This window comes from Pseudarthrobacter sp. fls2-241-R2A-127 (assembly GCF_030209355.1).
Lineage (GTDB): Bacteria > Actinomycetota > Actinomycetes > Actinomycetales > Micrococcaceae > Arthrobacter.
Genome location: NZ_JARVSF010000002.1, coordinates 221,007 through 244,995 on the forward strand (window position 1 = coordinate 221,007; position 23,989 = coordinate 244,995).

The 23,989-nt window shown below is 66.6% G+C and carries 21 protein-coding genes; 9 read left to right on the plus strand and 12 right to left on the minus strand.

The annotated features are described in order from the left end of the window. Positions 1-28: 28 nt before the first annotated feature. Positions 29-958: a Cof-type HAD-IIB family hydrolase gene (locus tag QRN53_RS01120; RefSeq protein WP_285242183.1), complete on the minus strand. Its 930-nt coding sequence runs from the start codon at positions 956-958 to the stop codon at positions 29-31. A 137-nt stretch (positions 959-1,095) separates the two neighbouring features. Between QRN53_RS01120 and QRN53_RS01125 the strand changes: the two genes are divergently transcribed. Further along, entirely contained in the window at positions 1,096-1,395 is a 300-nt protein-coding gene (locus QRN53_RS01125; protein ID WP_255769974.1) for a type II toxin-antitoxin system VapB family antitoxin, read from the plus strand. Next, complete coding sequence (locus QRN53_RS01130) at positions 1,388-2,062, plus strand: LytR C-terminal domain-containing protein (RefSeq protein ID WP_285242184.1); 675 nt, start codon at positions 1,388-1,390, stop codon at positions 2,060-2,062. The genes QRN53_RS01125 and QRN53_RS01130 overlap by 8 nt, the downstream gene beginning before the upstream one ends. Here QRN53_RS01130 and QRN53_RS01135 read toward each other — a convergent pair whose 3' ends face one another. Then, entirely contained in the window at positions 2,063-2,719 is a 657-nt protein-coding gene (locus tag QRN53_RS01135; RefSeq protein WP_285242185.1) for a TetR/AcrR family transcriptional regulator, read from the minus strand. Between the two features lie 35 nt (positions 2,720-2,754). After that, positions 2,755-3,453 (minus strand): DsbA family oxidoreductase, encoded by a 699-nt coding sequence (locus QRN53_RS01140; protein ID WP_285242186.1) that lies wholly within the window; start codon positions 3,451-3,453, stop codon positions 2,755-2,757. Positions 3,454-3,670: 217 nt separating this feature from the next. Between QRN53_RS01140 and QRN53_RS01145 the strand changes: the two genes are divergently transcribed. Both QRN53_RS01145 and QRN53_RS01150 read left to right on the plus strand, forming a co-directional pair. After that, positions 3,671-4,741 (plus strand): glycosyltransferase family 4 protein, encoded by a 1,071-nt coding sequence (locus QRN53_RS01145; RefSeq protein ID WP_285242187.1) that lies wholly within the window; start codon positions 3,671-3,673, stop codon positions 4,739-4,741. Between the two features lie 49 nt (positions 4,742-4,790). Further along, positions 4,791-6,959, plus strand: coding sequence for an amylo-alpha-1,6-glucosidase (locus tag QRN53_RS01150; RefSeq protein ID WP_285242188.1), 2,169 nt, complete (start codon positions 4,791-4,793; stop codon positions 6,957-6,959). On the opposite strand, the gene QRN53_RS01155 is transcribed toward QRN53_RS01150, so the two are convergent. After that, positions 6,956-7,489: a GNAT family N-acetyltransferase gene (locus tag QRN53_RS01155; RefSeq protein ID WP_285242189.1), complete on the minus strand. Its 534-nt coding sequence runs from the start codon at positions 7,487-7,489 to the stop codon at positions 6,956-6,958. The two genes, QRN53_RS01150 and QRN53_RS01155, sit on opposite strands and share 4 nt — an antisense overlap. A gap of 15 nt (positions 7,490-7,504) precedes the next feature. Then, a complete protein-coding gene (locus tag QRN53_RS01160; RefSeq protein ID WP_285242190.1) occupies positions 7,505-8,464 on the minus strand; it encodes a D-2-hydroxyacid dehydrogenase family protein in 960 nt (319 codons plus the stop codon). A gap of 167 nt (positions 8,465-8,631) precedes the next feature. On the opposite strand from QRN53_RS01160, the gene QRN53_RS01165 reads away from it, so the two are divergent. Next, the gene (locus tag QRN53_RS01165; protein ID WP_502934808.1) at positions 8,632-9,816 is read left to right on the plus strand and encodes an MFS transporter; all 1,185 of its coding nucleotides are present in this window, start codon (positions 8,632-8,634) and stop codon (positions 9,814-9,816) included. 298 nt (positions 9,817-10,114) lie between these two features. Here QRN53_RS01165 and aceB read toward each other — a convergent pair whose 3' ends face one another. Together aceB and aceA are read right to left on the minus strand one after the other, a co-directional pair. Beyond that, on the minus strand, positions 10,115-11,767 hold the full coding sequence (gene aceB, locus QRN53_RS01170; RefSeq protein ID WP_285242192.1) for a malate synthase A: 1,653 nt from the start codon (positions 11,765-11,767) through the stop codon (positions 10,115-10,117). 225 nt (positions 11,768-11,992) lie between these two features. Further along, positions 11,993-13,321: an isocitrate lyase gene (gene aceA, locus QRN53_RS01175; protein ID WP_285242193.1), complete on the minus strand. Its 1,329-nt coding sequence runs from the start codon at positions 13,319-13,321 to the stop codon at positions 11,993-11,995. A gap of 150 nt (positions 13,322-13,471) precedes the next feature. Between aceA and QRN53_RS01180 the strand changes: the two genes are divergently transcribed. Then, positions 13,472-14,983: a helix-turn-helix transcriptional regulator gene (locus tag QRN53_RS01180; RefSeq protein ID WP_285242194.1), complete on the plus strand. Its 1,512-nt coding sequence runs from the start codon at positions 13,472-13,474 to the stop codon at positions 14,981-14,983. 19 nt (positions 14,984-15,002) lie between these two features. Here the strand turns inward: QRN53_RS01180 and QRN53_RS01185 are convergent, their stop codons facing one another. From QRN53_RS01185 to QRN53_RS01200, 4 genes are read right to left on the minus strand one after another with little or no spacing between them, the layout of a single operon-like run. Continuing rightward, on the minus strand, positions 15,003-16,259 hold the full coding sequence (locus tag QRN53_RS01185) for a hypothetical protein (RefSeq protein WP_285242195.1): 1,257 nt from the start codon (positions 16,257-16,259) through the stop codon (positions 15,003-15,005). A 52-nt stretch (positions 16,260-16,311) separates the two neighbouring features. Beyond that, positions 16,312-17,322 carry a TAXI family TRAP transporter solute-binding subunit gene (locus QRN53_RS01190; RefSeq protein ID WP_285242196.1) on the minus strand — a complete coding sequence of 337 codons (1,011 nt, stop codon included), beginning with the start codon at positions 17,320-17,322 and terminating at the stop codon, positions 16,312-16,314. Then, complete coding sequence (locus tag QRN53_RS01195; protein ID WP_285242197.1) at positions 17,315-18,763, minus strand: sensor histidine kinase; 1,449 nt, start codon at positions 18,761-18,763, stop codon at positions 17,315-17,317. The genes QRN53_RS01190 and QRN53_RS01195 overlap by 8 nt, the downstream gene beginning before the upstream one ends. After that, entirely contained in the window at positions 18,760-19,431 is a 672-nt protein-coding gene (locus QRN53_RS01200) for a response regulator transcription factor (RefSeq protein ID WP_285242198.1), read from the minus strand. Before QRN53_RS01200 ends, QRN53_RS01195 begins: the two co-directional genes overlap by 4 nt. A 235-nt stretch (positions 19,432-19,666) precedes the next feature. On the opposite strand from QRN53_RS01200, the gene QRN53_RS01205 reads away from it, so the two are divergent. Then, on the plus strand, positions 19,667-21,061 hold the full coding sequence (locus tag QRN53_RS01205) for an MFS transporter (protein ID WP_285242199.1): 1,395 nt from the start codon (positions 19,667-19,669) through the stop codon (positions 21,059-21,061). 98 nt (positions 21,062-21,159) lie between these two features. Here the strand turns inward: QRN53_RS01205 and QRN53_RS01210 are convergent, their stop codons facing one another. Then, entirely contained in the window at positions 21,160-21,465 is a 306-nt protein-coding gene (locus QRN53_RS01210) for a putative antibiotic biosynthesis monooxygenase (protein ID WP_285242200.1), read from the minus strand. A 98-nt stretch (positions 21,466-21,563) separates the two neighbouring features. Here QRN53_RS01210 and QRN53_RS01215 point away from each other — a divergent pair, with 98 nt between their 5' ends. Together QRN53_RS01215 and QRN53_RS01220 are read left to right on the plus strand one after the other, a co-directional pair. Beyond that, positions 21,564-22,178, plus strand: coding sequence for a TetR/AcrR family transcriptional regulator (locus QRN53_RS01215; protein ID WP_285242201.1), 615 nt, complete (start codon positions 21,564-21,566; stop codon positions 22,176-22,178). A 53-nt stretch (positions 22,179-22,231) separates the two neighbouring features. Next, on the plus strand, positions 22,232-23,980 hold the full coding sequence (locus QRN53_RS01220) for a pyruvate dehydrogenase (protein ID WP_285242202.1): 1,749 nt from the start codon (positions 22,232-22,234) through the stop codon (positions 23,978-23,980). The last annotated feature ends 9 nt before the right edge of the window (positions 23,981-23,989 follow it).

Genomic DNA, 23,989 nt, shown 5'->3' on the forward strand with positions numbered 1-23,989 from the left:
GCAGGTTTCGGACCGCCGCGGCAGGGACTCAGGCGCCCAGTGCCTCCCGCCAGGCACGCAGGAAAGCGCCGCCGGCGTCGTCGTGGATCACCGTGCTGTCCAGTCCCAGGTCCGCTGCCGTGAGGACCGGATAGGGCTTGCTGGGCACGCCGTCCGCGGGCCGGACGTCAACGTGCTTGACCGGGTGGTCGTTATGGTGCAACCAGTCGGCCATCGCATAGTCGGTCCGGGAATCGCCCACCGTCCGCCAGGCCTGGGGCGTGATGCCCTCCGCGGCCAGCAACTCCACCGCTCGGCTGGCGCCGAGATCCTTCCCCAGCCGCACGGACTCGATGTCCGTGGAGATGATGGTGGGATCCACCCGGTAGTCCACTTCGTCGTCGGAATTGGGCGCATGGTGGTCCAGCCGGACAACGCCCAGGCCGTGCCGGCCCATAAGTTCTACGGCGTCAGCGTCGAACAGCTTTTGCTCGGCCAGGTAATCGGCGCTGGGCACGTCGATGTGCTGCTCCACCGAGACCATGGCGCGTTTGGTTTCGTCAAAGAACATGTGGGCGGCGTAATCCTCCGCCACCAGGCGCCGGATGTCGTCGCCGTACGCCGCGGGCACGGCCAACTCCCGGTCCACGTGAATGGGGCCGGGCCCGGCAGAGGTGTAGCTGAACCAGACGGCGCCCTTTTCGCAGACGGCGTGGATGACCGTTCCGGCCGGAATCCCGGCGGCGATCATCGGTTCCATGACCTGTTCGCGGATGAACGCGTCCGAGCGGCCGGTGTTGAAGATGACGGGAATCCCGGCGGCGGCGAGGGCCACCAGGTCAAGGATGATGTCCGGTTTTACGTCGCGGGACACCGGGCTGGCCACCGGCCCGTCAACATCCAGCAGCAGCGCCAGCGGGGGCGCTGAAGGCAGGCGGGTTCCGGGCTTGGACACGGCGGGGGACTCGGATGCGGTCATGGCTCCATTCTGTCAGCAGGGACCGCCCGGCTGCCGGACAGCGGAGCGATGTGACGGATGGTCACTGTTTGGCTACAACCTGGCGCCGGTGCGCCCTGATACTTTCGCTGGGGCTGCGCGGTGCCTACTGTTGCATGGTGATATTCAAAGCTGTGGGCGAGGGTCGCCCTTACCCCGACCATGGTTACAGCACCCCGAAACAGTGGGCGTCGCTGCCGCCGCGGCCGGTCCGGCTGGATGAACTGGTGACCACGAAGCGCACCCTGGACCTTGAGGCATTGCTGGCCGAAGACTCCACCTTCTTCGGTGACTTGTTCCCGCACGTCGTGCAGTACCAGGGAACCCTTTACCTGGAGGACGGCCTGCACCGCGCGGTTCGGACGGCGCTGCACCAGCGCACCGCGATCCATGCCCGGGTCCTGGTGATCGATGGCTAGCCGCGCCCCGAAGGACCTCAGCGTCCTGCATGGCCACCGCGTGGTGTCCGGCGCCGAGCTGCGGGCGGCGATGGAAGCGGCCAAAGAGGCGGACCAAACGGCCCGGGTGCGCCGCCGTGTGCTGCACGGTGTGGTGCTGGTCCTCTTGGTGGGGCTGATCGCCGCCGCCATCATCGTTGCCCTGGCCATCATCAACGGGCGGCTGAAGGTGCCAACGGCAGAGCCGAGCCAGAAGCCGGTCTCTTCGTGCCCTACTGCGGTGTTTGACTACACGCCCAATGACAAGGTCAGCCTCAACGTCTATAACTCCACCACCCGGGCCGGCTTGGCCCGCTCCGTGGCGGATGAGTTCCTGGCGCGGAAGTTCGCGGTGGCCAATGTGTCGAGCGTCAACGCCGGCTACCGGGGCGTAGCGGCGGTGGTCTCAGGCGCCGCCGGGCAGGCTGCCGCCTTCACGGTCCAGCGCAATGTTCCGGGGTCTGACTACTTCCAGGACAGCCGGACCGACGCCAGCGTGGACGTGATCCTCGCCCATGACTTCGCAGCGCTGGTCCCGGCGGACGTGGTGGACCAGACCCCCGGCACGCTGGGCTGTCCCCGGGAGAGCCGCCGCACGGCGGACGCCAACAAGCTTCCGGTGACGCCGGCAGCCGCGCCGGCGCGCTGATCACCCCTGGCCGGCCGCCGCCGGAAGGCCGGCCACGCGCAGTGGCTGCCCGTCGTCGTCGAACCTTGCCCCGGCCCCCAACTGGATGAACCGCACCGTCCGGGCCACCCGCGCTTCCAGTTCGGCAGGTTCATCGCTGCCCCTGGCGGCGCTGGAGGACAACGTGCCCAGGATCAGCTGGGACTGCTGCCCCACGTCCGCCACCGGCAAGTAGCCCTGGTCCATGCCGTCACGCAGGATGCCCTGCAGCAGGGTGCTGAGCTCGCTGACATGGTCGGAGAGTTTTGCAAAGGACGACGGCGACAGCACCGCCCCCATGGCCGGTCCCGGCGGGAGGTGGCGGCGGCTGAGGTCAACCACCTGGGCGCGGACGTAGAGGGCCAGCCGTTCCACCGGGTTCTCCAGCCGGCCCAGCGAGTCGCGCAGGTCCGAGAGGAACTTCTCGGTCTCCTCCAGCGCGTAGGAAATCAAGAGCTCTTCGATGTCCGCGTAATAGTTGTAGACAGCGGTACGGCCCACCCCTGCGTGCCGGGCCACGTCCGTCATGGTCAAGCCGGGAAGGCCGTGGGTGAAGAGCAGTTCGCCGAAGGCTGTGAGGATGCGGCGCTGGGTGTCGGCGCGTTGTTCGGCGTTGCTGGCCGCTGAAATCCTGGGCATACAGACACTTTACCGCGATGTGTCAGTAAAAAGAGCTAGATTGCGCAGCCGTCCGGCCCACAGGCCTCGGCCTCGGTGGAATTGACCAGCACCAACGGGTTGGCCTCCTGCCACGCCTGATTGAGTGCGCGGGTGAATGTTTCCGCGGGCTGGGCGCCGGACAGGCCGAACTTGCGGTCGATGACGAAGAACGGGACCCCGCTGATGCCCAGGGACTGCCCTTCCTGGAAATCGGACCGGACAGCATCCGAATACTTGTCCGTCGTGAAGAGTTCGTCCACCTCATGCTCCGGCAGGCCCAGATCGCGGCCCAGGCCGGCCAGGTAGTCCCGGCTGCCGATGTCCTTGCCGTGCTCGAAGTGGTCGCTGAGCAGGCGCTCCTTGGCGGCGTCCTGCTTGCCGTGGGCGGCAGCGAGGTGGATCAGCCGGTGCGCCGTGAAACTGTTGGCCACCACCACCTTGTCGAAGCGGTACTCCAGGCCCTCATCCGTGGCCTGCTGTGCTACATGGTCGAACATCTGTGAGACCTGTTGGGCAGGCATCCCCTTGCGGCTGCTCAGGTATTCCAACTCGGTGCCATCGAAGTGCTCCGGCAGGCCCGGATCCAGCTGGTAGCTCCGCCACACCACCTCAACCGCGTCACGGTGCGGGAAGGACGCCAGGGCGGCCTCAAAGCGGCGCTTGCCGATGAAGCACCACGGGCAGGCAACGTCGGACCAGATCTCAATCTTCATGGCATGCATAACTGAACGGCAGGGGGCTGCCATTCCGGCACCTGTTATGAGATCCGCCACATTGGGTCTTGTGGTGGCGGCCATCGTGGGCAATAGTCGGATCAGTTGGTCATGCAGCGGCCTGCGGAAAAGAAAACGCATCGGGTGCGTGAAGGCCGCCCGGTACCGTTTTGCCCGGCCCGCTGGGGAGCCCGGCCTGTAACCTGGGAGGCCAGGAATGCGGATTGGACTTGTCTCAGGGCCGTGGATCCCGGTCCCGCCGGCAACGTACGGTGGCACTGAAAGAGTGGTGGACACCCTTGCCCGTGGCTTCGCCGCCGCAGGGCATGAGGTCCTGCTGGCGGCGCCGCTCGAGAGTACCTGCCCGGTGCGGCTCGTGCCGGGGATGCGTCCGGCCGAGTATGCGGGGTTGGGTACCAGCCTCAGCGAGCTCAGCCATGTTGTCAGGGCCTATGAGGGGTTGCAGGACGTGGACATCATCCACGACCACACGATGGCCGGGCCCCTCTACCTGCACCGGCCGCCCGGAGTGCCGGTGGCCACCACCATCCACGGGCCGATCCACGCCCAGGCGGCCGACATCTACCGTGCCGTTGCCCGGCGCGGTGCGGTGATCGCCATCTCCCGGGACCAGGCATCCCACGCTCCCGCTGTTCCCGTCACCCGGATCATCCACCACGGAATGGACCTCTCCGCCGTGCCCTTGGGGACCGGCAGCGGGGGCTACTTGTGCTTCGTGGGCCGCTCCAGCCCGGACAAGGGCCTGCTGGAGGCGATCACGATTGCCCGGCAGGCAGGCATGCACCTCAAGATCGCCGTGAAGATGCGGGAACCGGATGAAGTGCGCTACTTCCGGGAGGTCATCGAGCCGATGCTGGGCTCCAACGAGGATTTCGTGGGGGAAGTGGACGATGCCGCCAAACACCGGCTGGTTGGCGAGGCAACGGCGTTCCTCAACCCCATCCAGTGGTCCGAACCGTTCGGCCTGGTGATGATCGAGGCGCTCGCCACCGGCACCCCCGTGATCGGCACGCTCATCGGCGCGGCCCCGGAAATCGTGGAGCACGGCCGGACGGGCTTCCTGGGAAAAACCGAGGAACTCGCCGACTTCGTGGCGGCCGCGGCCGGGCTGGACAGGGCTGTGTGCCGGCAAACCGCGGAGGACCGGTTCAGCGCCGGCCGCATGGTGGCCGACCACCTGGAGCTCTACGCCGAGCTCATTGAAGGGAGGACGCCGTCAGGGGTTCCGCAGGCTCCCCGGGTGCACCAGAATCTATTGGGGGCATGAATGCTTCCCGATTCCCCGGGCGGCATCTGCCGGAGAAGGGAGCCCTTCCATGACCGCCTGGAACGAAGACAACGAGGCCGCAGTATCCGATTCGGGCTCGGTCACGGTCCTTGAAGGATCATCGTTCTGCATCTCCTCCGGTACCGGCGACATCAGCCCGGACGCCGGCACCAACGGAGTGTTCTTCCAGGACACGCGCATCATCTCGCGCTGGACGCTCCGCATCAACGGAGCGTTGCGCGAACCGTTGTCCGCCCAGCGCCCGCAACCGTTCGAGGCCACCTTCGTGGGCCGCGCCAAATGGCCCGGCGGCAGGTTTGACAGCCCGCTGGTGGTCCGCCAGGTCCGCCACATCGGTCCGGGCCTGCAGGACGACATCTCGCTGGAGAACTACGCGTCCGAACCGGTGGAGTGTGACATCGAACTGCTGGTCGACGCCGACCAGGCCGACCTGTTCGATGTGAAGGGCGGACGGACCACAGGAGCAGATGACACCACGCGGACGGTGTCGGAAGGGCGGCTGGTCATCGAAGCCGAAAGGCACGGCCAGCAGCGCGGTTCGGCCATCGGCGCGCGGGACGCCGAAGTCAGCACGGATGGACTGCGCTTCCACGTGACCGTCCCTGCCAGGGGCAAATGGGCCACGAGTGTAATCGTGGTGCCGCTGGTTAACGGGGAGGCACCCGAAAAGCCCTTCAAGGAAGGGCAGTTGCCGCACCACCGTGAGGGCGTGCGCCGGCACCTGGACTGGGAGGAAGGCGTTCCACGGATCAGCATCGAGGACTCCAGCTTCCAGAACGTGCTCAACCGGAGCCAAAGCGATCTTGGTGCCCTGCGCATCTTCGACGCCCACCATCCCAACCGGGCCGCGGTGGCGGCCGGGGCGCCATGGTTCATGGCCTTGTTCGGCCGGGATTCGCTGCTGACCTCCTACATGAGCCTGATGGTCAACCCCAACCTCGCCCTGGGCACGCTCCAAACCCTGGCCGGGATCCAGGGGAAAAAGGTGGACGTGGATTCCGAAGAGGAACCCGGCCGCATCCCGCACGAAGTCCGGCTCGGCGTCACCGCCGGCCTGTCCTTGGGCGGTACGGCGTACTACGGCACTGCCGACGCCACGCCCCTTTTCGTCTCCACCTTGGGCGAGCTCAGCCGGTGGGGCCTGTCCCGGGATGCGATCCAGCCGCTGCTGGCGCACGCGGACCGGGCTCTGGAGTGGATCGAAAAATACGGCGACCGCGATGGCGACGGCTTCGTGGAATACCTCCGGCCCAACGACCACGGCCTGGTGAACCAAGGCTGGAAGGACTCCTGGGACGGGATCAACTTCGCCGACGGGACCATCGCCGAAGCCCCGATCGCCCTCTGCGAGGTCCAGGCCTACGTGTACTCCGCCTACCTGGGCAGGTCCCTGCTGGCCCATTGGAGCGGCGAGTCCGCCCTGGAAAAACACTGGGCAGACAAGGCAGCAGCCTTCAAGGAGGAGTTCAACAAGAAGTTCTGGCTCCCGGACAAGGGCTACTACGCGGTGGCCCTGGACAAGGACAAGCGGCCGGTCGATGCACTGACCTCCAACATCGGCCACTGCCTGTGGACGGGCGTCGTGGACGAAGACAAAGCCGTGTCCGTCATGGAAAACCTGATGTCCCCCCAGATGTTCACCGGCTGGGGAATCCGCACGCTGGCTTCCGACATGGGCGCCTACAACCCCGTCAGCTACCACAACGGCTCGGTGTGGCCCCACGATACGGCGCTGGTGGCCACCGGGCTGATGCGGTACGGGTTCGTGGACGAGGCCAAGCGGGTTGCCTCGGGGATCCTCGACGCCGCCCGGCACTTCGATGGCCGGTTGCCGGAGCTGTTTTGCGGGTTCGACCGTGGCGAGTACCCCGGCCCGGTTCCGTACCCCACCGCGTGCTCGCCGCAGGCCTGGGCCGCGGCGGCGCCGGTGCAGCTGGCGCGGATCCTGCTGCGGTTCGACCCCGTCTTCACCCGCGGGGTGGTGCACCTGGCACCGATCCTGCCGGAGTCCGTGGGTACCTTCCGGGCGGAAAATGTCCTGCTGGACGGAAGCCGGGTGACCATCAACGCCACCGGAACCACAGGCACCATTGAAGGCCTTCCGCCGGGACTGAAGCTGCTCGCCGAGCCCCGCCCGCCGCTTGCCTACCCGCTGGAAGGGGCGGCTGCGGGCGTTGGCACCCGCAGGCTCCCCTAAAGAAGGGGGCGTTCCAGCACGAAGTCGTGTTCCACCGTGCTGCCCAGCCGGAAGGACTTGGTTCCCACCTTGCGGAAACCCGATTTCTCATAGAAACGGATGGCCCGGGCGTTCTGGCTGTTGACGCCCAGCCAGGCCCCGGCCGCACCTGCTGCGGCGGCTGCCTCGAGGCTGACGTGCATGAGTTCGGCGGCGGCGCCCAACCCGTGGTAATCAGGGTGGACGTAGCACTTGCTGATCTCCACGGACGGGACCAGCGTCAGCGCAGAGGACACATCCGGGTCCGCGGCGGGCCGGTCCACCAGCAGGCTGTAGCCGGTGAGCGGACCGTCGGCGTCGATGACCAGGACGGTGATGTCCGGATCCGCGAGGTAGCCCGCGAAGTGCGCTTCGCTGAGCGTGTTGGCCAGGTGCGCGGCAATGTCGGACGGTGACGACGACGGCGGGCAGGCCAGCGGGAAGGTGACGGCTGCCAGCGCGGCCAGCGGGCCGGCGTCGTCCGCTGTTGCCTTGCGGATGGTGTGGGTCATGGGGATCCTCCCGGCTCAGGCGGTGATGGTTCGGATGGGGGAGCCGGCCAGCCAGGCGGTGATGTCCTCCACGGCCCCGCCATAGAACTGGCGGTAGCTTTCCTGGGTGACATAACCCAGGTGGGGCGAGAGCACCGTGTTAGGCGCAGCCAGGAGCGGGTGCCCGGCCGGCAGGGGTTCCTGGTCAAAGACATCCAGGGCGGCGCCGCGGATCCAGCCTTCGTTCAGCGCCCTGACAAGGGCTTCCTGGTCCACCAGGGGGCCCCGCGCCGTGTTCACCAGGATGCCGTCGGGGCCGAGCAGCCGCAGTTCTTCCTCGCCCACGGTGTTTTCGGAGCGCGGGGAGAGGCGCAGGTGGAGGGTGGCGACGTCGGCCACCGTGAACAACTCCTTCTTCGAGACCAGGCGCGCGCCGGCTTCGGCCGCCGCGTCCGCCGTCAGGTTCCGGCTCCACGCCACCACGTCCATCCCGAAGGCCTGCCCGTACGCCGCCACCCGCCGGCCGATCTTGCCCAGCCCCACGATCCCCAGGGTCTTTCCGGCCAGCTCAAATCCCACAGTGGACTGCCAGGTACCCGCGCGCAGCGAGTGCTCCTCGGCCGGCAAGTGCCGGGCGATGGCAAGCAGCAGGGCCCAGGTCAGCTCCGGTGCGGCGGCGGGCGAGCCGGGCGTGCCGCACACGGTAACCCCGTGCTCGGTTGCCGCGGCGACGTCGATGGAGGCGTTGGCCATGCCGGTGGTCACCAGCAGCTGCAGGGCCGGAAGTTCCTCGAAAACTTCACGCGGGAACGCCGTCCGCTCGCGCATGGCGATGACCATGGTGGCGCCTGCCAGCGCCGAGACGAGGGCGTCGCGGGAGGCGAATGGCTCCCGGTACGAAGTGACGGTGACGCCGGCAGCCTCCAGCGCCGCGAAGTCGGCGAAGCCGTGGGCCACGTCCTGGTAGTCATCAAGGATGGCAAGCCGGTGCGTCATGGGTGTCCTTTGCGGTGTCCATTCGTCCAAGGTCACGTTCATCGTATGGCAGGGCCCCTCGGCAGGGCGCCTGGAGTCCGGGGCACGCACGGCGTGATAGCAATGAGGGTAATGAATCCAAGCCCATTCCCCATGTTGTCCCTGTGAGCGCCGGCGTCCTTTCCCGCATGCCCAAGAGCTGGATCCTGCTGGCCTGCATCGGCCTGCTGGCCCTGAACCTTCGGGGCCCCTTCGTGGCGGTCGCGCCCCTGGTGGACCACATGCAGGCAGAACTGCACTTTTCGCCAGTACTCCTCGGCCTGTTGACCAGCATTCCCGTGCTCTGCTTCTCGCTCGCTGCCCCGTTGGCCTCCCTGGCGGCGCGGAAGTTTGGTGCCGAGTTCGCCGTCACGCTGACCATCCTGGGGGTGCTGGCCGGTGTGCTGGTCCGGTCCGCCGGCGGCCCGGTGCTGGTGGTGGCAGGTACCGTGCTCATCGGCGTGGCCATCACGGTGGGAAACATTGCGGTGCCCCTGATCATCCGCCGCGATTTCGCACCGCGCCGGCAGGGGACCGCCATGGGGATCTACACGGCAGCGTTGAACATCGGGTCCTTCCTGACCTCGGTGGCCATGGCCCCGTTGGCGGCGGCCACCGGGTGGCGGCTTGCGCTGGCCGCCGTCGCCGTCCTTGCCGTCGCCGCCATCGTCGTGTGGGTCCTGGCGGTGGGGCCTCGCACCGCATTCCTGATGTCCGGTCCGGACTCGGATCCGGCGCAACCCGGGGACGGGCAGCGGGCCACGGCGCGCAGTTCCGGCTGGACCACCTTCGGGCTGACGGCAGGCTTCGGCGGCCAGGCTTTCTCCTACTACGGCGTCACGGCGTGGCTGCCCAGCTACCTGCACGATGAGTTGGGCATGAACGCCGCCCAGGCCGGCGCCGCGTCCTCGATCTTCCAGATACTGGCGATCGTGGGCGGGCTCGGTGTGCCCTTTGCCGCCAAGTACATGAGTACGACGGCGGTGGCGGTCACCTTGGGAACGTTGTGGCTTGCCGTCCCCGTGGGGCTCCTGTTCCTGCCGCAGCTGTGGTGGCTGTGGTCCACCTCCGGCGGCATCGCCCAGGGCGGCGGCATCACCCTGATCTTCATCGCCGTGATCAAGCTGGCGCGGGACCAGGCGTCCGCGGGCCGGATGTCGGCAACGGTGCAGGGCCTTGGTTACTGCCTCGCCGCCGTGGCCCCGCCACTGGTGGGCTTCGTCCACGACACATCGGGATCGTGGACGCCGGCCCTGCTGGTCATCCTGGTCTCCGTACTGACGTTCTTTGCCAGCACCACCCTGTCCGTGCGCAAGGTGCCGAAGGGCCGCTGAGGCGACGTCCCGCCGTCGTACTTTCCCTCCCCACCCGCACCCTAGCCTCGCAAGCTCGGCCAGGGAACCCTGCGGGCGTGGGCCCCCCACCCGCACCCTAGCCTCGCAAGCTCGGCCAGGGAACCCTGCGGGCGTGGGCCCCCCACCCATCACTTACCGTTACGGACACGACAACGCCCGCTCACTTTCCCTTGAAAGTGAGCGGGCGTTCGACGTGGTGCTCCGTCGCCGGGCCGGCGCCCCGGATTTCGGGGAGCCTGTTGCGGAGGGCATGCCGGCCCGGCAGACGGAAATCTGGTCAGGCCGCGGCCAGCTCCTCCACGGTGGCCTTTTCGCGGGCCTCCGTCAGGTAGCGGGCGTAGGCGGGCAGGGTGAGGAAGGACGGGAACTCACGGCTGAGCGTGACCTCTTCGAAGATGTCGCGGGCGTCCTCGAAGCGGTCGCCGTCGAAGCGTTCCAGCCGGGCAAATTCCTCGTCCAGGAGCTCCTCCACCCACTCGTGGCTAATGATTTCGCCCTGGTCCGTGATGGCGCGGGCGTAGATCCACTGCCAGAGCTGGGAGCGGGAGATCTCTGCGGTGGCGGCGTCCTCCATGAGGTTATGGATGGCCACCGCACCGTTGCCGCGCAGCCAGGACTCGATGTAGCGGATGCCTACCTCGATGTTGTTCCGGATGCCCTGCTCGGTGATGGTGCCCGTGGTGGCTGCAACATTGATCAGGGCGCGGTCGTCCGGGGTGACGTCCTCGCGGAGCCGGTCCAGCTGGTTGGGCTTGGTGCCCAGGACGCAGTCGAAGACCTCGCGGCACACCGGCACCAGGTCGGGGTGGGCCACCCATGAGCCGTCAAAGCCGTCGTTGGCTTCGCGGGTCTTGTCTGCGCGGACCTTCTCCAGGGCGTTGGCGTTGGCCTCGGGGTCCTTGCGGTTGGGGACGGCCGCGGCCATGCCGCCGATGGCCATGGCGCCGCGCTTGTGGCATGCCCGGACCAGTTGCTCGGTGTATGCCCGCATGAACGGCTGGGTCATGGTCACCTGGCCGCGGTCCGGCAGGACGAAGCGGGGGCCGCGGGTGCGGAAGTTCTTGATCAGGGAGAAGATGTAGTCCCATCGGCCGGCGTTCAGGCCGGCGGCGTGGTCCCGCAGTTCGTAGAGGATCTCCTCCATTTCGAAGGCTGCGGTGATGGTCTCGATCAGCACCGTGGCACGGATGGTGCCCTGCGGGATACCGAGCAGGTCCTGGGCCAGGATGAAGATGTCGTTCCACAGCCGGGCTTCGAGGTGGTTCTCGATCTTGGGCAGGTAGAAGTACGGGCCCTTGCCCTGGGCGAGCAGCCGGCGGGCGTTGTGGAAGAAGAACAGGCCGAAGTCCACGATGCCGCCTGCGATGGGCTGGCCGTCGATGAGCATGTGCTTTTCGGGCAGGTGCCAGCCGCGGGGGCGGACCACGATGGTGGGCAGGTCACCGGCCGGGCGGAGCTTGTATTCCTTGCCTTCTTCGGTGGTGAAATCGATCCGGCGTTCCAGGGCGTCGGTGAGGTTCAGCTGGCCCTTGATGACGTTGCGCCAGGTGGGGGTGGAGGAGTCCTCCATGTCCGCGAGCCACACCTTGGCCCCGGAATTCAGGGCGTTGATGGTCATCTTCTTGTCCACCGGACCCGTGATTTCGACCCGGCGGTCTTCCAGCCCCGGGGCCGGGGGAGCGACCCGCCAGGACGGATCGTTGCGGATGTGCTCGGTCTCCCGCAGGAACCGCGGGTCCGCTCCGGCGGCGATATCGGCCCGGCGGGTGCGGCGGGCCTGCAGCAGTTCCTGCCGCCGCTCGGCAGTTGCCCGGTGCAGTTTCGCGATGAACGTCAGTGCGTCCGGGGTGAGTACTTCGTCCTGCCGGCAAATGGGCTGCGCGGTCAGGGTGATGCCATTGAGCGTAAAGCTATCGGTGAAGCTGTTCATCTCAGTCTCCTTAAAGACAAAAGGGAAGTTCGACGGCGGGTAGCGGCACGTGGGTGAGCAAGGCACAAGGCCGAAGGAGCCGGGAACGCGGCAGCGTGCGTAAAAGGGGCCCTGTGGCCGGCTTCGTCCTCGCTCAGCGAGGTAAGAAGCCGGCCATGGGGAATAGCACGCCGAGCGTTTCCGGTCCGAAGGCCGGACGCAAGGCCCGCCGTCGAACGCTAAGCGTTAGTGGAACTGGCCCTCTTCGGTGGATCCCACGAGGGCGAGGGTCGACGCGTTCGGGTTGAGCGCCGTGGAGATGGTGTCGAAGTAGCCGGTGCCGACTTCGCGCTGGTGCTTGGTTGCGGTGTAGCCGCGGGACTCGGAGGCGAATTCCTTTTCCTGGAGCTCGACGTAGGCGCTCATGCCTTCACGGGCATAGCCGTGGGCGAGGTCGAACATCGAGTAGTTCAGGGCGTGGAAGCCGGCCAGGGTGATGAACTGGAACGTGAAGCCCATGGCGCCGAGTTCACGCTGGAACTTGGCGATGGTGGCGTCGTCCAGGTGCTTGCGCCAGTTGAAGGACGGCGAGCAGTTGTAGGAGAGCATCTGGTCCGGGAACTCAGCCTTGACCGCTTCGGCGAACTTGCGGGCCAGCTCCAGGTCCGGGGTGCCGGTCTCCATCCAGATCAGGTCCGAGTAAGGGGCGTAGGCCTTGGCCCGGGCGATGCAGGGTTCGATGCCGTTGCGGACCTTGTAGAAGCCCTCGGCGGTGCGCTCACCGGTGATGAATTCCTGGTCGCGCTCGTCCACGTCGGAGGTGATCAGGGTCGCTGCCTCGGCGTCGGTACGGGCGATGACCACGGACGGGGTGCCGGCGACGTCGGCGGCCAGGCGGGCGGCGTTCAAGGTCCGGACGTGCTGCTGGGTGGGGATCAGGACCTTGCCGCCGAGGTGTCCGCACTTCTTCTCCGACGCCAACTGGTCCTCCCAGTGAACACCGGAGGCGCCGGCCTGGATCATGGATTTCATGAGTTCGTAGGCGTTCAGCGGGCCGCCGAAGCCGGCCTCTGCGTCGGCGACGATCGGGACCAGCCAGTCCTCGACGGTCTGGATGCCCTCGGAGAACTCGATCTGGTCGGCGCGAAGCAGTGCGTTGTTGATGCGGCGGACCACGGTGGGGACCGAGTTGGCCGGGTAGAGCGACTGGTCCGGGTAGGTGTGGCCGGAGTTGTTGGCGTCCGCGGCGACCTGCCAGCCGGAGAGGTAGATGGCACGCAGGCCGGCCTTGACCTGCTGGACGGCCTGGTTGCCGGTGAGGGCGCCCAGGGCGTTGGTGTAGCCGCCGGTCTTGTGCTCTTCGGTGAGCTGCTTCCACAGCTTCTCCGAACCGCGGCGGGCCAGGGTGTGCTCTTCGGAGACGCGGCCGCGGAGGCGGACGACGTCGGAAGCTGAGTAGTCCCGGGTCACACCTTCCCAGCGGGGGTCGGCGGCCCACTCGAGCTCCAGTGCGGCGGCCTGCTGTGTGGTGTCCTGGCCGGACGGCTGCTGGGTGGGCTCAAATGCTGCAGTCATCGTTGATCTCCTTGATTGAGCTCCGGATGGAGTAGGTGGGAACCGCGCCGTTGAGGTTCCCACCGGCCTTATCCGGTGCGGTGTTTCTTTCCGTGAGAACTACTTTTCAGCACTTTCAACCCCCTTTCTAGATAAAAATGGTGGAAAGAAATGCACTTCTTCACGTATTCTTCAGAAATGTCGCCTTCAAGCTGGAACAGGGACGTTTCCCAGCCTCCCTCCGCCGCCGCAGCCGGACTGGATGTCATCGCGCTGGGCCGCCGCGTCCGCCACCTCCGCAAACAAGCCGGGCTCACGCTTGATGACCTGAGCGCCGCCGTCGGCACCGCCCCCAGCCAGCTGAGCCTGATCGAAAACGGCAAGCGGGAGCCAAAACTGACCCTGCTGCAGCACCTCGCGGGGGCGCTCAACGTCAGCATCGACCAGCTCCTCGGGGCTGAGCCGCCCAGCCGCCGCGCTGCACTGGAGATTGAACTGGAACGGTACCAGCGCGGGCCGCTTTACGAGTCGCTGAACCTGCCCAAAATCCGCGTCAGTTCGCGGCTTCCGCTGGATGTCCTGGAGGCCCAGGTGGGCCTGCTGCATGAGCTGGAACGGAAGATGAACGAGCAGGTGGCCACCCCCGAGGAAGCCCGCCGCGCCAACGGTGAACTGCGGGCCATGATGCGGGAGCGCGGCAACTATTTCCCTGAGTACGAGGCAGAGGCGCAGAAGGTCCTCAAGGAGGTGGGCTACACCGCCGGTCCGCTGAGCCAGCACGTCATTGCGGACATCGCCGCGCACCTCGGTTTCACCCTGCATCACGTGGGGGATTTGCCGCACTCCACCCGGTCCGTGACGGATTTGAAGAACCGCAAAATTTACCTGACCCAAAGCCAGCGCCAGGATCACGACCCCCGCTCGGTCCTCCTGCAGGCCCTGGGACACTACGTCCTGGGCCACGAGACACCCAAGAACTACGGCGACTTCCTGGCCCAGCGGGTGGCCACCAACTACTTCGCCGCAGCCCTGCTGCTGCCCGAGCAGGCAACCGTGGAATTCCTGCAAAAGGCCAAAGCGGCCAAGGAAATCGCCGTGGAGGACATCCGGGATGCGTTCGCCGTCTCCTACGAAACGGCAGCGCACCGCTTCACCAACCTGGCCACCAAGCATCTGGGCCTGACCACGCACTTCCAGAAGACACACCAGAGCGGCATCATCTACAAGGCCTATGAGAACGACGGCGTGAACTTCCCGCAGGACCACACCGGCGCCATTGAGGGCCAGCCCTCGTGCAAGGCGTGGACCTCGCGGGCCGTGTTTGATGTGCCGGACAAGTTCAGTGCCTACAGCCAGTACACCGACACTCCGTCCGGCACATACTGGTGCACCGCCCGTACGGAACGCTCGGCCGCAGGGGAGTTCTCACTGAGCATCGGGGTGCCCTACCAGCACGTGAAGTGGTTCCGCGGCCGGGAGACCACCGCCCGGGCCACCTCCAACTGCCCCGATCCCTCCTGCTGCAAACGGCCGCCCGCCGAGCTGACAAGCCAGTGGGCCGGCAACGCCTGGCCCTCGGCACGGGCGCACTCGCACCTGCTCGCCGCGATGCCGCCTGGAGCCTTCCCCGGCGTGGACGAGACCGAGATCTACAGCTTCCTCCAGGCCCACTCGGGGAGCTGATATTGGGTCGGGGCTGGTGTCAGGAGAGAAAAGGAGCGGTCAGATTGTGCTTCTTTCTCCACCGTTGCGCTTCTTTTCTAGCCTTTCGGGACTCACGTCTCGGCATATGGTCCAAACGCGAATCCCACTGGGATTTTAAGAACTGCCAATTTGTGCATGCCCTTTGATGCGACAGCGTCCTGATAGCCAAGACAAGGTTGCGAATGGGATCCCACGCGCGCGGCTGCAGAGGGCTCGCACGGAGAATGCCCTGGACGCAGGCGTATTGTGCTGCTCCCATGACAAGAACTGGAACGGTAACCGGCCAATAATCTCTGGCAAATACCCAAACACTCTCGGCGACGAAGCCGAACGGAAGAACGATGGCTGCAAACTTCCAAAACGTGGTTGCCTTCGACCGGCTGTCCTTGGATGTGCGCAATGCCAGGAGAGAAGCGCTCACGGCGAGAACCAGCACGAACAATCCAACAAATGAGTAGTAGATCCAGAGCATGAGTAGGAACTGCCAATACGAACTGGTGATTTCGAAAATGAAGCTGTGATAAGTAAGCGCGCTGACCAGTAGAGACGTAGATGCGGTGAGAGTCGTGATTGCCGTCCAGTTAAGCGTAATCCGCAGTGCCTGCCCACTTTTGAGCGGTGGCAGATCCAAGCTCAAGCCCCAACGATTTCCCCAGACGTGCTCCAGTCGGCCCGCCCGGTAAACAATGTCTCGTAGCTGCCATTGCCTCTGAATGACATGAAGCCCGAACGTCCTTCCCATGGGCCCAGCCACCAGCAAGAGCAGCCAGAGAATCGTGCAAGCCCCCGCAATCTCCATGGATTTCTTGTGCCAATCTGCCTCGCCGGAGTGCAGGAATATCCAGGATATTGATCGATATGGTGCAGTAGCTGCTGTCAGAGCCAACAGGAATTGGAGGATGCTTCGGTACTCTAATCGCGTCCAAAGCCGCACAGCGTCGTCAACGCCTAGTTCGTCCGGGGAGTGGCGATCGAGTCGGTTAAGGGCTAAGACCACACCAGCAACGGCCACAAACTGTGCCATCCCGGCTGCGTCCAGTGCGATGTAGTTCAGCGAAATACTGAGCTTTGAAAATGCCTCGGACGATCTTTCTACGGAAGCGAAACCGGGATTGCTGACCAGCAGCACAAGCATCACGTAAAGGACAAGGCCTCCGCCGAAGATTAGAGCTGCCTCCCAGGCAATACTTCTTCGCTCCTGGCGACCAGTCTCGTGAAGGTGATTTACAGACGCCAATATTCCGGGACTAGACATGTCATCACATTAGGCGCGACCTCTGACAGCTTGTTCTAGAGAGGTGCCCGCGTCAGCCGTGCAGTGTGCGGTACGCATCCGCGGCGGCGGGGTGCAGGGGGACTCCGGCGGTGTTGATGAGGCTTTCCGCGCTGAGGAACTGGACGCCGAGACTGGACTGCGGAATGAGTTCGCCGGCGTTGTGCACCAGCAGCTGGACCGTCCGATCCACAGTGGCGCTGTCCAGATCCCGGCGGCACAGGAGCAGGTTGGGAGCCCCCACCGTCCACACTGCTGGAATTCCGGGATAGCTGCCCTCGGGAATGAGCACGCGGTCGTACATTCCGCCGTACCGCCGGCGCAGTTCCGGCAGCAGGCCGGCCAGGTCCAGGAGTCCCAGCTCCACGTCCTGCTGCGCGGTGGCGATGGCGGCAGTGGGCACGCCGCCGGACCAGAACAGGGCATCCACGGTTCCGGCCTTGAGGGCTGCGATGCCGTCGTTCAGGCCCAGATTTTCGACGGCGGCAGTTCCGGCGGATGGTGCCGCGGCATTAGCTGAGGTGCCGAGCCCGGCGGCTTCCAGGAGCCGGGGCGTGGTCAGGGACGTGCCCGAGCCGGGCTGTCCCACGGCAACCCGGCGGCCCGCCAGCCCGATGATGTCCCGGATGCCGCTGTCCTTCCGCACCACGCAGTGGACGTAGTTTTCGTAGACCTTCCCGATGGCGGCAATCTCCGCGGTGCCCGCATCCGGCTGGACTGCAGCGTCGGCCAGGGCTACGGCAAAGGCGGCCTGCCCGGACCGAAGTTCCGCGAGGTTGTCCAGGCTTCCGCCGGTGGCAACGGCGCTTGCATGGTGCGCCACGCCGTGCCGCTCCAGCGCCGCGGCCAGCAGGGTTGAGAATTCCAGGTAAAAGCCGCCCGGTTCACCACCGGCTACCACGAGGTTCTCGGGCCGGTCGCCGCCGGTACAGGCGCTGAGGCCGGGCGGCAGGCACGCGGCGAGTCCGACGGCGAACACTGACTTGAGCACGGAGCGCCGCGGCGGCTGCGCGGCAGGACGGCCCGGGGCGGGTGATTCAGGCACGGGCACCCCCTTGGGGCGCACCCGGAGTCACCCGGTCAGCAGGCGCGGGGAACTCGATCCGGGCAGACAACCCGTGCGGAGCCGCTTCGGCCAGAACCAGACGGCCACCGTTGGCGGCGGCAAGCTCACCCACAATCGTCATGCCCAGCCCGGTCCCCGGAACGGAAGAATGCCGTGGGGACCGCCAGAACCTGGTGGCAGCCGAGGCGCGCTCTGACGCGGAAAGTCCCGGGCCGTCGTCGTAAATGTCCACGACCACCGCCCCTGCTTCCGGCCGCACCGCTGCGGTAACCGTGGCCCCGGGTGCGTACTTGATGGCGTTGTTGAGGAGTTCGCCGGCCATCTGGGCCAGCTCCGCCGGGTGGCAGGGCGCCAGTACGGGCGGCTGCGGCGGCGGGGCCAGGACCAGCCGGCAGCCGGCCTGTTCCGCCAAGGGTGCTGCCCGTTCAATCTCCCCCTCAAGGATGGGGAAGGGATCCACCGGATCCGCAGGCGAAAGGTCGCCGGGACTTCCGGCCGCCCGCAGGTACCCCTCGGACGCCCGGTGCTCGGCCGCCGCGAGCTTCAGCACGCCGTCCAGGATCTCCTCCACCCGGTCCAGCTCCGCCATGGCCCGTTCCGCGGCATCGTGCTCGCGGGCGGTCTTCAGCTCCAGCTGGAGCAGGTCCAGCCGGAGCCGGAGTGCCCCCACGGGGTTCCGCAGCTGGTGCGAGGTATCCGCGATCAGCTGCCGCTGCGCCGCCATGCTGGCGCTCACGGTGGCCGCCATCGCCGTGAAGGAGCGGCTCAGTTGCCGCAGCTCCGGCGGCCCCTGCTCGGGGAGGCGTTCCGTGCGCCCGCTCGTCTCCAGTTCGTGCACGGCCGAATCCAGCCGCAGGACGGGGCGCAGGACCCACCCGGTGACCCGCGCGGCCCCCACCAGCAGGAACGCGGCCAAGGCAAGGGCGGCGAGACCCACGGCGAGCCAGCGTTCACGGAGCTTCTGCTGTGCTGCGTCGGCGTGGACGTCCAGCACCACGGCGCCCAGGACCTGGCTGGCGCTGCCGAACGGCCGGAAGATGACGCGGGAACCAGACCCAAAGGGCTCCACGGGTTCCAGGGACGTGCCGCTGACGTTCAGCCTGGCGAGGGACAATGCGTTCTGGACGTCCCCCCGGTCCACGTCCAGGCCGCCGGACGCCAGGGTCTGCTGCTGCACCCGGACCACGATGCCCTCGCCGTAGAGGCCCGAATAGGTGTCCATCTCCCGTTGCAGCCGGGCGGTGTCCCCGTCCCCGTTGGCGTCGAATGCCACCTGGGCCAGCCGGTTCAGGGAGGCCGCCCGGTTGATCTGGAGTTCCTGGGTCAGCTCGCGGGACGCAGAGCCCAGGATGGTTCCCGAGATCAGGAAGACCACCACCAGGCAGAGCACACTGAGGACCCCCAGCACCCGCAGCCTCATGCGGAAGCCGCCTCCACCCGGTACCCCACCCCGCGGACGTTGATGATGAAACCCGGCTTCTGCAGCTTTGCCCGCAGGCCCGTCAGGTGGACGTCCAGGGACCGCGACGATGCCAGGAAGGCGTCGCCCCACAGCGCATCCAGGATCTGCTCGCGGGTAACCACCGAGCCTGCATGGCGTGCCAGGAGCGCAAGGAGTTCAAATTCCGTGGCGGTCAGGGGGAGCAGCGCGCCTGCCCTGGAAGCGGTGCGCCGGTTAAGGTCAATGGACAGGTCGCCCAGCACGATCACGTCCTCCTGGGGAAGCCCGCGCGCGCGTCCGGCCCGCCGCGTCACCGCTTCGATCCGGGCGAGCAGCTCCACCAGCTTCACCGGCTTGACGAGGTAGTCGTCCGCGCCGGAACGGAGCCCGAGCACCACGCTGCGTTCGTCGTCGCGCGCGGTGAGGATCAGGATGGGGACATCCGTGACCTGGCGGAGCTTGCGCAGCACCTCCAGCCCGTCCATGTCCGGCAGCCCCAGGTCCAGGAGGACCACCTGGAAATTGCGGTGGGAGAGCAGCGCGTCAGCGCCCCGCGAGAGTCGCTTCGGGTGGTGCCCGGCGCTTTCGACGGCGGCCGTCAGGGCACCGGCCATGGCGTCGTCGTCCTCGACGATCAGCACGTCCATGGCACTCTTCCTCGCTGCGGTTCCGGTGGTTCCCGGTTCATCCCCGCCCCGTGAGATTACCGCGTGGCGGCACAATTTGCCCGACGGTACGGAAAGCGGAGCACCCGGCGCCGGGGCATTCCTAAGGAAGTGTTAGGAAATGCCCCGCCACGTTGGCTGTGCCGTGCATCACCCATACCGTGGATGAGGTCCTCCAGTGCGGGAGGCCGACGTCACCACGAGGAGGAACTCACCGATGAGCACCCAACAAGCCGCGCCCCTTTCGGAAGCCGCCCAGACCCGGCGGGCCGTGGGCAACATCCTGAAGGGCTCCGCGGGCAACCTCGTGGAATGGTACGACGTCTACATCTATACGGCGTTCCTGGCGTACTTCCAGCCACACTTCTTCAACTCCAAGGATCCGCTGCAGGGAGCACTGGAAGGCATGGCGGTCTTTGCCGTCACGTTCCTGATGCGGCCTATCGGCAGCTGGTTCTTCGGCAGGTTCGCCGACCGCAAGGGCAGGAAGGCGGCCCTGACGCTGAGCGTGACCATGATGTCCGCAGGCTCGTTCTTCATCGCCATCCTGCCCACCAAGGATGTGATCGGCGTCTGGGCGCTTGTCCTCCTGGTGCTGGCGCGGCTGGTCCAAGGCTTCTCGGTGGGCGGCGAATATGGCACCAGCGCCACCTACATGTCCGAGGCGGCCACCGCAAAACGCCGCGGGTTCTTCTCCAGCTTCCAGTACGTCACACTGATCGGTGGCCAGATGCTGGCGCTGCTGGTGCTGGTGGTCCTGCAGAACGTCCTGGATAAGGAGGCCCTGTCCGGGTGGGGATGGCGGGTCCCGTTCGCAATCGGCGGCGTGGCCGCGCTGGTGGTCCTGTGGCTGCGGCGTTCCATGGAGGAAACCGTCTCCGCCAGCCAGGTGGAGGCGGCCGCGAACGCCAAGGCATCAGGGGAAGCCCAGCCCGGAACCCTGAAGCTGCTCTTCACCAAGCACTGGAAGGCGCTGCTGATCTGCATCGGCGTTACTTTGGGCGGCACCGTGGCGTTCTATACCTACACCAACTTCATCCTGAGCTTCATGAACACCACCAGCGGCATCGCCAAGGAGACGACGTCGGTGATCAACTTCTGGGCGCTCCTCATCTTCATGCTGCTGCAGCCGGTCTACGGCATCATTTCGGACAAGGTGGGCCGCAAGCCGCTGCTGCTCTGGTTCGGCATCACCGGCGTGCTGTTCACCTGGCCGCTGATGTCCGCGCTGGCCGGGACCAAGGATCCGTTCACGGCGTTCCTGCTGATGATGGGTGGCCTGCTGATCGTGGGCGGCTACACGTCCATCAACGCCCTGGTGAAGGCCGAACTGTTCCCGGCATCCATCCGAGCCCTCGGCGTTGGCCTTGGCTACGCGATCGCGAACTCCCTGTTTGGCGGCACGGTTCCGCTGATCGGGGCCGCCCTGCAGAAGGCCGGGCAGGTTGAGCTCCTCTTCACCTACGTCACCGTGGCCATCGGCATCTCCCTGCTCGTCTACATCTTCGCCCTGAAGAACAAGAAGGCCACGCACCTCGACGCCGAGCAGGGCCACGCCTGGTCCCAGGCGCCACAGGCCGGCGGCAAGGACAAGGACGTGCTGGGCGTCTAGTCCGGACGGCCCCTCGGTGCCAATTAACCAAAGGAGGCGTACGACGGCGGCTGCCAGGCCGCCGTCGTACGCCTCCTTTTTGCGCTGCCGGCGTGTCCCTAGCGGCGGGTACCCCGCCGGACCGCCAGGAAACCATGGATGGCGAACAATCGCGGGAGCACCAGGTACACCGCCGTGGGAACCACCACCATGGTCAACCCCATGGCGCGGAAAATGGGGTGCCAGTTTTCCGTCAGGGGGGCGGAGGCCATCATGCCGATAGCGACAAGCGGGAAAATCGCCAGCCAGGTGATCGCGGCCCGGACGTGGATCGACGGCGGAGCGGGCAGCGCTGCGGGCTCCGAAGGGGTTTGCGCGGCCGGCTGGGCGATTACGGGGGCTGCGGGCTGTGAAACCGTGTCCATGAAAACTCCAACTAGTTAGTTGCTTTTTGCTTGCATCGACAATAAACGCGACCCGACGCAATTGCAACTACCTGGTTGGAATTGCGTAGACTTGTGTCATGGCATGGAACACGGAGCGGACCCGGGAGCTGCTGCTGGCAGCTGCCACCGAGGAGTTCAGCGCCAAGGGCCTGGCCGGCGCCCGCGTGGACCGGATCGCAGCCGCCGCCGGGGTGAACAAGGAACGCATCTACCAGTACTTCGGCAAGAAGGACGAGCTGTTCGACGCCGTCCTGGCCGCCGAAATGGTCCGCGTGATGACCGAGGTGCCCATTACCGGGAGCGGTCCGGAGTCGTTCGGGGAATACGCCGGCCGGCTCTTCGACAGGCACACCACCGACGGCGTCCTGCCCAGGCTCCTGTTCTGGGAGGGGCTGGAGCGTGGCGGGGACACCGTCAGCCGGGCCACCCGCTCCGATCACTGCGCCATTAAGGTGGGGCAGGTCCTGGAGGTGCTGCCCGGGATCGACCGCACGGACGCCGCGGACCTGCTGATCACCGTTATCACCCTCTGTGACGGCTGGCCCGTGCTGCCCCAGATCGACACCCTCCTGGCGGGCAGCAGCGCAGACCGCACCACCCGCCGTCGTGCGTTCATTGTGCGCACCGCAACACTGCTCGCTGAAGCCCTCGCTGCTGAGGCGAAGCCCGCACCTGAGGCTGCCCTGAACTAGCGGACTATATTTGCCATGTCAGCACACCACTACCATCGCGGGAGTCTGCACCCATGGCCAAGGAACTTGCCACCCAGCTCATCGAACAACTCCAGGCTGCCGGCGTGCAGCGGATCTACGGGATTGTGGGCGACAGCCTCAACCCGATCGTGGACGCCGTACGCCAGACCGGAGGCTCCGCGAAGGGCGGTATCGACTGGGTGCACGTCCGCCACGAGGAAGCCGCCGCCTTCGCCGCTGCTGCCGAAGCCCAGCTCACCGGAAAGCTCGCGGTCTGCGCCGGATCCTGCGGGCCGGGCAACCTGCACCTGATCAACGGGCTGTATGACGCCAACCGTTCCGGAGCGCCAGTGCTGGCCATCGCCTCGCACATTCCCAGCAAGCAGATCGGCAGCACGTTCTTCCAGGAAACCCACCCGGACCGGCTCTTCAATGAATGCTCGGTCTACTCGGAGCTCGTCAGCACCGCCGAGCAGGCGCCGCGCGTCATGCACAGCGCCATCCAGCACGCGCTGGGGCTTGGGGGAGTCGCCGTCGTGACCCTTCCCGGCGACATCGCCGGGCTGGAGGCCACGGCGCCCACGCCCCTGCCCGCCACCTTCCGGCGTGCGAGCCTGGTCCCCGACCCGGCAAGCGTCCAAGCCCTCGCAGATGCCATTAACGACGCCGGCAAGGTCGCCATTTTCGCCGGCGCCGGCGTTGAGGGGGCGCACAGTGAACTGATGGCGCTGGCCGAGCTGGCCAAGGCCCCGGTGGGCCACTCGCTGCGGGGCAAGGACTTCGTCCAGTACGACAACCCGTTCGATATCGGCATGACCGGCCTGCTGGGCTACGGTGCCGCGGCGGAGGGCATCGAGGACGCCGACCTGCTGATCCTCCTGGGCACCGACTTCCCCTACGACCAGTTCCTCCCGGACACCCGCACAGCACAGGTGGACCGGGCGGCGGAGCGCCTGGGCCGGCGGACCGACGTCGATATTTCCGTCCACGGAGACGTGCTGCCCACGCTGCGGGCCCTGCTGCCGCTGGTGAAAGCCAAGAAGAGCCGGCGGTTCCTGGACCAAATGCTGAAGAAGCACGACCGGCTCATGAACAAGGCCGTGGGCGCGTACACACGAAAGGTGGAAAAGAAGCAGCCCATCCACCCCGAATATGCGGCATCGCTGCTGGACCAGGTGGCGGCCGAGGACGCGATCTTCACCGCGGATACCGGCATGTGCAACGTCTGGACCGCGCGCTACATCAACCCGCTGGGCACGCGCCGGCTGATCGGGTCTTTCCTGCACGGTTCCATGGCCAACGCCCTCCCGCACGCCATCGGCGCGCAACTGGCCTACCCCGGCCGCCAGGTCATCTCGGTGTCCGGCGACGGCGGCCTGTCCATGCTGCTGGGCGAGCTCATCACCGCGGCCGCCTATAAGCTGCCGCTGAACGTGGTGGTGTTCAACAACTCCACCTTGGGTATGGTCAAGCTCGAGATGCTGGTGGACGGGCTGCCCGACTTCGGCGTGGACGTGCCGGACGCCAACTACGCGCAGGTGGCCAAGGCCCTGGGTTTCCACGCGGTGCGGGTCACTGATCCTTCGCAAATCGAGGCAGCCTATCGGGAAGCGTTCGCCCACCCCGGACCGTCCCTGGTGGAGCTCATTACTGATCCCAAGGCACTGTCCATCCCGCCAAAGATCTCCGGATCGCAGGTGCTGGGGTTCGCCACGGCCATGTCCAAGGTGGTACTCAACCGCGGCGCAGGCGAGGCCGTAAGCATGGCGCGAAGCAACCTGCGCAACATCCCCCGCCGCTAGCCTTTCGCA